Source organism: Aquicoccus sp. SU-CL01552 (assembly GCF_040365005.1).
Taxonomy (GTDB): Bacteria; Pseudomonadota; Alphaproteobacteria; order Rhodobacterales; family Rhodobacteraceae; genus Antarcticimicrobium.
Genome location: NZ_BAABWV010000012.1, coordinates 158,832 through 168,054, shown reverse-complemented (window position 1 = coordinate 168,054; position 9,223 = coordinate 158,832). Strand labels below are relative to the sequence as shown.

The following is a 9,223-nucleotide window of genomic DNA, read 5'->3' as shown; positions in this document are numbered from 1 at the left end:
ATAGCCGCCGGAGAGCACATCCTTGCCGGCAGTGCCGCTGATGTCCTCATCCGCTCCAAGAACGGTGGCGCTTTTGATATCGCCCCATTCGATCAGCTTGCCTTCGGCAAGCGGTCCGGTGGTGTGCACGTAGTCGTCGGTAATATAGGTATCGGTATCGGCGAAGGCATCGAAGTCCGCCATCGAGTCGAACGCGGGCAGGTCGTCGCCACCAAGCACAAAGAAATAGCGGGTGCCGTGGTCATAGCCTTCCGCGTCGTCGCCCTTGTCCCATTGGAGTTGCAGCACCGTGGTGGAATAATCCATGCCGCCCTTGGTCCAGTCGATACCGATGACTTCGGCATCGACGTCGAGCGTGTAGAGGTCGTGGCCGTCGAGATCGAGGGCGTAGGTGTCATCGGAAAGTGTGGTGTCGAAAACGGGGTAGCCGTCCCAAGCGTATCCGACGACCTCGTAAGAGAAACCCGAGCCAGGCTCGCCCGTGACATTGAAGGTCACACTTGGGTGGAAGCTGACGCCGTAATCATCTTCGTGGTCCTCGGTGTCCCTGTAATCGTAGGAAAATCCGCTCAACGAATAATAGGTGGTGTATGCAACTGAAGTCATTTGTTCGCCCTGTTACCAAATCAACACAAGACCGCCGGCCAGAGGCCGGCGGTTCAATTCTGGACAAGGCTAAGAAAGATATAGACAATTCGTCAAGCAAGTTGTCTTGGAGAATGGCGAACAGCCTCAGGATAAGAGATATTTCAAGGGGGCAGTCGCCGAGGCAAGCTGTTACCTCCCCCAGGGGAAAGCCTGCCGGTCAGGCCCCGATCACCCGCCAGTGCAGTGGAAAGCCGGGGTCGAACACGGTGACCGGGCCTTCCCCGGTTTCTATGTGAGACGGGTAAGAGACCGGTTCGCCCTTTTCCAGCGTGATCCGTTCCTCGTTTGCCGGCAGCCGGTAAAACGCCGGGCCGTGCAGCGCGGCGAACCCCTCCAGCTTGTCCAACGCGCCCTCACGCTCGAACACCTCGGCCAGAACCGACATTGTGTTGGTGGCGGTGAAACAGCCGGCGCAGCCGCAGCCGCTCTCCTTGTTGGGATCGGTATGCGGGGCGCTGTCGGTGCCGAGAAAGAAATGCCCGTCCCCCGAAGTGGCGGCGGCGACCAGCGCCTGGCGATGCTCTTCCCGCTTGGCCACCGGCAGGCAATAGTAATGTGGGTGGATGCCGCCCACGAGGATGTGGTTGCGGTTGATCACCAGGTGATGCGTGGTGATGGTGCCGCCCATGTCGTCCTGCGATTTCACGTAGTCGATGCCGTTGGCGGTGGTGATATGCTCCATCACCACCCGCAGCCCCGGCGTGGTGCGGCGCACCGGGTCGAGCACGCGCTCGATGAACGCTGCCTCGCGGTCAAAGATATCGACCGCCGGATCGGTCACCTCGCCATGCACGCAGAGCGGCAGGCCGATCTCGGCCATCTTCTCCAGAACGCCCTGCACCTTGTCGAAATCACTCACGCCGCTGGCGGAATTGGTGGTGGCCCCTGCGGGATAGAGCTTGACCGCCTTGACCAGCCCGCTCTCGGCTGCTGCTGCCACATCCGCCGGGTCGGTCTCTTCGGTGAGGTAGAGCGTCATCAACGGATCGAACGTCATCCCCTCGGGCAGCGCGGCCAGGATGCGGTCGCGATAGCCGGCGGCCTGCGCGCCGGTCACCACCGGCGGGACCAGGTTGGGCATGATGATGGCGCGGGCGAAATGGCGCGCGGTTTCGGGCAAGACGCCGGCCAGCATGGCGCCATCGCGCAGATGCAGGTGCCAGTCGTCGGGGCGGCGGAGGGTCAGCTTTTCGGTCATGGCGGCTGCGCTAGCACAGCCGCGCGGATCGGGCCAGAGGCTTTGGCGCGTCCCGTGCTATTCCGCCGGGGGCGGCGGTGCCTTGAACACGCCCTCCTCGGCCAGTTGTTCGAGTTGGTCGAGCCGGCGGCGGAACCGGCGCGCCCACATGCGCGAGGTCACGTTGCGGCACAGCATCATGGTCAAATAGGGCCGCTCGGTCTGGTCGAGATGCGCCATCAGGTTGCGCAGATAGGGCATGTGATCGCGCCGCGCGCGGTAAAGCTCGTGGAACTTGCGCTCGGTCAATTTGCCGGCACCGGCAAGCGACAACAGCCGGTAAAGCAGCTTCATCTCGATCAACTGGGTCTGCAGGGCGCCGCCCATGAACGGCATTCGCAACCGAGAGACGTTGGAGCGGGCGAACAGGGTGGCATGCATCGCGTCCAGCGGCTGACGCGGGTCGTAGAGCACGAATGCGTGGTCCGCCGCATCCAGCATGTCGGGGGCATAGCCGTAGCGGTCGGAGAAATCGGTGCGCCGCATCTCGACGAACCGGTCGTCCCATTCGGTCATCCGCGCCGTCAGGGTCGCCTGGGGCTGTACCGCGATCACCGTGGCGCCGGGCGCGGCCACCGAAAACGCCGCCGCCGCATAGCCGCAGGGGCCGGCGCCGTAGAACAGCACGCGGTCGAAATCCTCGAAGAACCCGTCGTCGATCAACTGGTCGAAAAATCCATAGACCGCCGGGTCGCGAAACCAGGTGTCGCCATTCGACATTACGCACAGATGTGACCACCCCTGTGCCTTGACCATGTCAAAGCCGAAGGGTTGCGCGGTTTCCGACAGGGTGCGGATGCCCTGCAGGGTCTCGAAGGTCACCAGCAGCGTCGGTTTCTTGTCGATGAAGGTGGCCAGGTGGTGCGGGCCCAGTTCCTGGGACATGCCGTGGGCCTCGGCCTGCGCGATCAGCGCGGCCTTCCACTCGGCCTTGTTCAGGTCGGCGAGAGAGACGTCGATGCCCCCCTCGTCGTCGGGGCCATCGTCGTCCAGCCCCGCGTCATCTAGGTCCTCTGTGACCAAGTCTTCGTTATCCGGGGCTGCGTCACCCAACCCCGCATCGTCCTGCCGGTCGTCCTGTTTGTCGTCCTGCCTGTCCTGGTCCCGTGTCATGCCGCCCTCATTTCTCCGGCCGCGTGTCGGGCCGGTTTTCTTCACGGTCAGGCTAGGCGCGGAGTGTGGCCAAATTGCGAAATTCTCGGGTCGGTTTCCGGGTGGTTCCGTGGTGGGCCGGCCGGAAACCGACGGGCCTCAGAGCACCGCGTGACCGATATTGGCAAGCGCGGCCACCAGCAGCACGAGGAAGGTCAAGGCCGCCCCGCCGCCGCGCAGGGCCGGGGTGTGGGGCATGCGCCCCATGCCGAACCCATGCATCACCCGCGCCACCAGCAGCGCGGCACCCAGCGTGTGGGTCGCCACGGCGGGCATGCCCTGGGCCTCGCCCAGCCCGATCAGGATCAACCCCATCGGAACGTATTCAGCAAAGTTGGCATGGGTGCGCATGGCGTTCTGCATCACCGGGTTGCCGTTGTCGCCGCTGGCGACCTTCTGCTTTACGCGGACCTTGACGACCCAGAAGCTGAGCAAGACGTAGAAAAGGCCCAGAAGGCCGGCATAAAGCGCGGTGACGGCAAGAGACATGTTCGGATTTTCCCGTGATTTCGCATTCGCCCCAGGGCATATTTCGGCGGCACCGGAATGTGAAGGCGTGCTGTGCCGCGGATCGTCCCCGTCCTCGCGGCGCTATGCTCCCTTCATCTGCCCGACATTGGCGAACCCGGCGAGAGTGCGCGCAGAGTTCAGCGAGATCGGCCGCGACGGCGGGGTCATCAACAGCCGGGCGAACAGGGCGCGGTAGGGTTCCTGCTCCATCAGTTCCAGAAAGCGCGCCTTGCGCCAGGCGACCGCCTCGGCGTGCAGCCGGCCAAGCTCGGCGTCGGCGTGCAACTCTTCGCGCAGCGGCCTGCTGAGTGGGGCAGTCTGCCGGATGCTGGTGTCGATCTCCGTGTTGAAATTCCGCTCCACCCAGTAATCCACGTCGAGCATGTGGTCGGAATGCACCGCGCGGCCCCGGTCGGCCTTGAGGATGAAACTTTCCATCGACCCGAGCGCGTAATGGTTGAGCTGTGCCAGCGCATAGTTCGATCGGCCATAGGTATTGAACACGCGGGTGTGCTTGAACTGGTCCTCCAGCTTGCGACCCTCGCCATCGTACCACTGCGCCTGGTCCAGCTTCTCCTTGTCGGGGGCGCGCGGGCGATGCACGCCGAGCTTCCGGTAGGTGCCGTCGTTGCGATAGAGCGTCTTGAACATCGCCGCCCGCCAGGGCCAGTACATCACCGCCGGCGCGCAGCGGGTGAAGCTCTCGGTGATCGGATGGTCGCGGAAGCGGACCGTGTCGGTGTTGCCGAACAACCGCCAGGTCAGGGTGATCGCCGTGGCCTTGGGCAGCGCCTCGAACAGCGCCGCGAGCGTGTGGTCGCCGACATGGACATTGACGAATTCGTCGATGTCCAGGGTCATGATCCAGTCGGCCTTTTTCATCCGCTTGTGCCGGTCGGCCAGCTTGAGCCCGGTGAACTGGATGCCGCCTTCGTCATGGGGGCCATCGTTGCGCAGGTGCACCAGCCAGCCCATCTCGTCCAGCCGGTCGAGCATCGCGTCGGTGCCGTCCTGGCAATCGTTCGAAAGCACGATGAAATCGGTAAAGCCGACGGCGCGGTGATGGGCCAGCCACTCCAGCAGAAAGGCCCCCTCGTTGCGCACCGTCAGCACGGCAAGGATGCGTTTCGGGTGACTTGGCATCGCGTCGCTCAGCTTTCCATGTCGAGCGCCAGCGCATAGGCGGCGCGCTCGGTCCCGGTCAGGCGGATCTCCAGCGCCTGGCGGTACAGATCCTCGAACTCGGGCGTGGCGTGCAACTCGGCGGCCTTGGCGTGATGCCAGGCCAGCCCCTTTTCGTGCAGGGTGCGCAGCCGGTCGTCTGCCATCAACTGGTCGTACTCGTGCCGCAGGCGCGGCAGGTTGCGCTGGATCGTCACGTCGCGGGCGTCGTCCCAGTCCATCCGGATCCAGTAATTCAACCCGATCGAGCGGTCCACGTGCAGGGCGCGCCCGCGCTGTCGCTTGATCAGGAAACTGTCAGCCGAGCGCAGCGCATAGTGATTGAGTTGCAGCAGGTCATAGCCGACCGAGCCTTTCGAGCTGCGCCAGCCGTTGTCCACCGTCTCCTTGGTGATGTCCTGTCCCGACCCGTTGACCCAGAGCACCTTGTCTCGCTGGTCCTCCAACAGCTTGTTGGGGCGGTGACAGCTCATCTTCTGATAGGCGCCGATGTTGCGGAACATCGTCTTGAACCCCCAGACCGTGTGCGGCTTGGGGCAGAATGTCGGCGCGCAGCGGTCGAACTGGCCGATCACGAAATCATCCTCGATCCGGTGCACGCCGCTATGGCCGAACAGCCGCCATGTCATCGCCACGTTGGTGGCCTGCGGCACCCGGTCAAAGAAATCCTGCAGGGTGCCGTTGCCGCAGCGCACGTTCACGAACTCGTCCACGTCGATATGCAGCAGCCATTCGGCGTTGCGCACGACCGGCTCTTTCAGCGACATGTTCAGCGCGTGCTGCTGGGGCGACTGGCCGCGCCATTCGTCGTTGTTGCGGTGCTCGAGCACGCCCATCTGCTGCAGCCGGCCCAGGATCTCGTCGGTGCCGTCGGTGCAGTCATTGGTGTAGATCAGGAAATTGTCGATGCCGATGGCTCGGTGATAGGCGACCCATTCGATGATATAGGGTGCCTCGTTCTTCATGCAGCCGACGATGACGTTGCCCGAGGACCCCTCGGCCAGGGTTCTTTTCCGGGCTGGCGCAAAAGCGGCGGCCAGTTCCTCTTCGTTGACCGCGCCCAGCCGGTTGTGCGGCGCATAGGGCGAGGTTTTCAGGTGATGGAACTTCTCGACCGCGACCGGCGGCAAAAGACGTTGGGCGATCGCGCTCAATACGCCGCTGTCCTTCGTCCCGTGCTTTGCCTTTTCCGGCGCATGGCCGTTCACCTGCGCCAGGTCCGCGTGCTTCCCCTCGCGCTCTTCCTTCGAGAGCTTGTCGATCCGGGGCAGGAAGGCCAGCAGGTAGTGCGAGGCGCGATAGCCGCGCTCCGGGTCGGCCTCCTGCCAGTCGGGCAGAGCGGGATCGGGCCGGAAGGTCTCCGGGTTCAGCGCGGGATGTGCCTTGACCAGGGTGGCACCATCCGCGGCGAACCGGGCCGAGACAGGGGCCAGAGCACCGGGGGAGAGCGGCGCGCCGTCGATGGCGATCTCGTCGAGGAACCCGCGCCACATCGGGCGCGGCAGGATGCGCTTTCGGTCCTCCAGAACCTTGAGCAACAGGGTATTGAGAAACCGGGCCCGGGTCAGTGTCGCGGCCGAGGGCGGGGCCGGAGCGATCGACGGATCGGCTTTTCCAAGGGTGGGCACGATATCGAACGCGGCGCGCAACTCCTCCGTCGCCTCCGCACCGTAAATCCGGGCCGGGTCATGCGGGCGCAGCGTCACCGATCCGGCGCCGAACACGCCCTCCCAGAACCGCACAAGGGCGGCATAGTCCAGCCAGAACGGCGGCGCCTGGGTTTCCAGGAACTGCCCGCCCGCAGGGTCGGCCTCGGGCGCGGCGGCAAGGCTGTCCTTCCACCAGTCACCGCCCGCACCGGCCATCTCCACCTCTCGGCTCAGCGGCGCGGCGCGCCCCTCCATCACCTGCCCGGCATAGATGCGGGCCAGCGCGCGGGCCGGCTCGTCCACATGGGCGACGATGCGGATATCCTCTGACAGCGGGGTCAGCAGCGCCTTGAGCCGCTCCAGTTCCGACCGGCGGTGCAGGGAACTTCCCAGTTGCTCGGCGGCAAGGATCAGCGCCTCGGGCCGTGCCTTGTCGACGTCCTCGGCCAGGGTCCGACCCAACATGGCAAGCATCTTCGCCTGCTTGTCCGGCGTGATGAAACCGCGATTGAACCGCAGCGGGTCGATATGATCGGGATCGCTCACCGCCATGAACAGCCGGGTGTGGTTCCGGGATCCCGGGGAGCGGGGAAACAGGATGCCCTTGCCCCTGAGCTGCGCGCGCTTGGCGTCCAGCAGGTGATGCAGCCGGTGGGCGCCCATGTATTGCGGGCCGATATGCAGGTAAATTCGCATCAGCTAATCCCCAGCCGCTCCAGCATCGCGGCCTCTTTCGGCGGCAGCACCGGCGCCGCGCGCAACTGGTCGCGCATCCGGCGATAGGCGGGCTGCTCCAGCAGGGCGTCGCGTTTCGTCCGATGCAGTTGAACTGCCTCGTCATGCAGCGCGCCGATCTCGGGGTCGGATTTCATTTCCGCAAGCGCCTCGTTCAGGGCCGGAAGGTAGCGGTGGATGCTCTTGTCCTGCCAGGCCGGGTCGTTGCGCTCGCGCCAATAGGTATCGTCAAAGGCGCGGTGTTCCCGGTTGACGTCGCCGCGGTCGTTCTTGACCAGGTAGCTGTCGAGCGAGCGCAGCGCGTAATGGTTCAGCGTCGCGAAATCGCGCGCGCCCTTGGCGGGAAACTTGCGGATGCGGTCGGGATTGGCGGCCACCAGGAACTTGTACGGCACGGTTCGACCCGACCCGTCGGTCCAGTGCGGCCGCTGATCCCGTGCCAGCCCGCGTTTGAAAAAGGGGCGGTGCGCGCCAAAGTACTGCAAGGGAAAATCCTTGCGCACCAGTGTCTTGACCTCAGACGCGAGGTCGCCGCACCAGATGTCCGGATCGTGGCTGCGGGTGAACTGTTCGATCACCGGCGCATCCTCGAAGGTCTCGATTCCACCGTTGGCAAAGAACTGGAAACTGACCGAGATCGCCTGCGGATCATGACAGGCCGCGATCAGCGCGGGAATGGTGTGATCCCCGACATGGATGTTCAGGAACTCGTCCACATCGGCGATCCAGACCCAGTCAGCCTGTTTCACCACCTGCTGGTGCGCGGCGTGCTTCAGCGCCTCCATCTGGTAGTTGCGCCCCTTGGCCGGATTGGGCAGGTGCCGCAGGATGCCGCGCGCGGCCAGCGCATCCAGCAGCCGGTCAGTGCCGTCGTCGCAATCGTTTGAATAGAACAGGTGGTCGGTGACCCCGATCAGCTGGTTGAAGGCGATCCATTCCAGCAGGAATGGCCCCTCGTTCTTCACGCAGGTCACCGCGGTGATCCGCATGTTGCCTCCTCAGCCCGGCGGGTGATCGTGCCGCCGATGGTTTCCGTCTGCCCCGACGGACGCCTGTGCCGCGCCCGCATCTTGTTGCGCGAATCATCGCAGCTTGCGCGCGGCCCGTCAACATCAGGCGGGGCGGTCGGCCGGTCAACGGCTTGACGCTGGCGCTGTCTCATGCCCTCCTCGGTACGAGGGAGGGACCGCATGCAGAAACCGCAATCCATCGACGAGGTGCAGGCGCAACTGGCCGGGCAGGACTATGTCTGTGGCCGGGCGCTGGGCACGGTCGCCTTTCTGGCGCTGAAACTGGGCCGACCGCTGTTCCTCGAAGGCGAGGCCGGCACCGGCAAGACCGAGATCGCCAAGGCGCTGGCCGCGGCGCTGGGCCGGCGGCTGATCCGGCTGCAATGCTACGAGGGGCTGGACGCCGCCAGCGCGGTCTACGAGTGGAACTTTCCCGCCCAGATGATCGCGATCCGCACCGCCGAGGCCGAGGGCAACGCCGACCGCGACCTGTTGCGGCGAGAGTTGTTCGGCCCCGACTACCTTGTCGAACGCCCCTTGCTGCAGGCGATGCGCCCGGATGAGCATGGCGCGCCGGTGCTGCTGATCGACGAGATCGACCGCACCGACGAACCCTTCGAGGCCTTCCTGCTCGAGGCGCTCTCGGATTACCAGGTGACGATCCCCGAGCTTGGCACCATCGCCGCCCCCGAGGCCCCGATCGTCATCCTTACCTCCAACCGCACGCGCGAGGTGCATGACGCGCTCAAGCGTCGCTGCCTCTATCACTGGGTCGATTACCCGGATTTCGACCGCGAGATCGAGATCCTGCACGCCCGCGCCCCCGAGGCCACCGAAACCCTCAGCCGCGAGGTGGTGGCCTTTGTCCAGAAACTGCGGACCGAGGATCTGTTCAAGAAACCGGGCGTGGCTGAGACCATCGACTGGGCCAAGTGCCTGCTGGCGCTCGATGTGATCACCCTCAGCCCCGAGGTGATCGCCGACACCCTTGGCGCGATCCTGAAGTACCAAGACGATATCCAGCGCCTCCAGGGCGGCGAGGCCAAGCGAATCCTCGACGAGGTGCGCGCCGAACTGGCCCCGGCGTGAGGCCTTCGCAC

Annotated in this window: 8 protein-coding genes; 1 reads left to right on the top strand and 7 read right to left on the bottom strand. The window is 64.9% G+C overall.

Translation table 11 applies throughout. The features are described 5' to 3' along the window. The 7 genes from ABWV23_RS14715 to ABWV23_RS14685 all read right to left on the bottom strand — a co-directional run. A partial coding sequence (locus ABWV23_RS14715; protein ID WP_353349051.1) for a hypothetical protein occupies positions 1 to 606 on the bottom strand: 606 nt, incomplete at its 3' end. A gap of 199 nt (positions 607 to 805) precedes the next feature. Beyond that, positions 806 to 1,846 carry a dihydroorotase gene (pyrC, locus tag ABWV23_RS14710; protein WP_353349049.1) on the bottom strand — a complete coding sequence of 347 codons (1,041 nt, stop codon included), beginning with the start codon at positions 1,844 to 1,846 and terminating at the stop codon, positions 806 to 808. Between the two features lie 57 nt (positions 1,847 to 1,903). Further along, positions 1,904 to 2,998, bottom strand: a complete 1,095-nt coding sequence (locus ABWV23_RS14705; RefSeq protein ID WP_353349047.1) for a phosphoadenosine phosphosulfate reductase — start codon at positions 2,996 to 2,998, stop codon at positions 1,904 to 1,906. 138 nt (positions 2,999 to 3,136) lie between these two features. After that, positions 3,137 to 3,526 (bottom strand): MAPEG family protein, encoded by a 390-nt coding sequence (locus ABWV23_RS14700; RefSeq protein ID WP_353349045.1) that lies wholly within the window; start codon positions 3,524 to 3,526, stop codon positions 3,137 to 3,139. Positions 3,527 to 3,628: 102 nt separating this feature from the next. Then, a complete protein-coding gene (locus ABWV23_RS14695; RefSeq protein ID WP_353349043.1) occupies positions 3,629 to 4,690 on the bottom strand; it encodes a glycosyltransferase family 2 protein in 1,062 nt (353 codons plus the stop codon). Between the two features lie 8 nt (positions 4,691 to 4,698). Next, entirely contained in the window at positions 4,699 to 7,074 is a 2,376-nt protein-coding gene (locus ABWV23_RS14690; protein WP_353349041.1) for a glycosyltransferase family 2 protein, read from the bottom strand. Then, the gene (locus tag ABWV23_RS14685) at positions 7,074 to 8,102 is read right to left on the bottom strand and encodes a glycosyltransferase family 2 protein (protein ID WP_353349039.1); all 1,029 of its coding nucleotides are present in this window, start codon (positions 8,100 to 8,102) and stop codon (positions 7,074 to 7,076) included. Before ABWV23_RS14685 ends, ABWV23_RS14690 begins: the two co-directional genes overlap by 1 nt. Before the next feature lie 201 nt (positions 8,103 to 8,303). On the opposite strand from ABWV23_RS14685, the gene ABWV23_RS14680 reads away from it, so the two are divergent. Next, positions 8,304 to 9,212, top strand: coding sequence for an AAA family ATPase (locus tag ABWV23_RS14680; RefSeq protein ID WP_353349037.1), 909 nt, complete (start codon positions 8,304 to 8,306; stop codon positions 9,210 to 9,212). Positions 9,213 to 9,223 lie beyond the last annotated feature (11 nt).

Coding starts and splice junctions, on each gene's coding strand:
- ABWV23_RS14680 (WP_353349037.1), top strand. CDS start 8,304: ATGCAGAAACCGCAATCCATCGACGAGGTGCAGGCGCAACTGGCCGGG.
- ABWV23_RS14695 (WP_353349043.1), bottom strand. CDS start 4,690: ATGCCAAGTCACCCGAAACGCATCCTTGCCGTGCTGACGGTGCGCAAC.
- ABWV23_RS14700 (WP_353349045.1), bottom strand. CDS start 3,526: ATGTCTCTTGCCGTCACCGCGCTTTATGCCGGCCTTCTGGGCCTTTTC.
- ABWV23_RS14690 (WP_353349041.1), bottom strand. CDS start 7,074: ATGCGAATTTACCTGCATATCGGCCCGCAATACATGGGCGCCCACCGG.
- pyrC (WP_353349049.1), bottom strand. CDS start 1,846: ATGACCGAAAAGCTGACCCTCCGCCGCCCCGACGACTGGCACCTGCAT.
- ABWV23_RS14705 (WP_353349047.1), bottom strand. CDS start 2,998: ATGACACGGGACCAGGACAGGCAGGACGACAAACAGGACGACCGGCAG.
- ABWV23_RS14685 (WP_353349039.1), bottom strand. CDS start 8,102: ATGCGGATCACCGCGGTGACCTGCGTGAAGAACGAGGGGCCATTCCTG.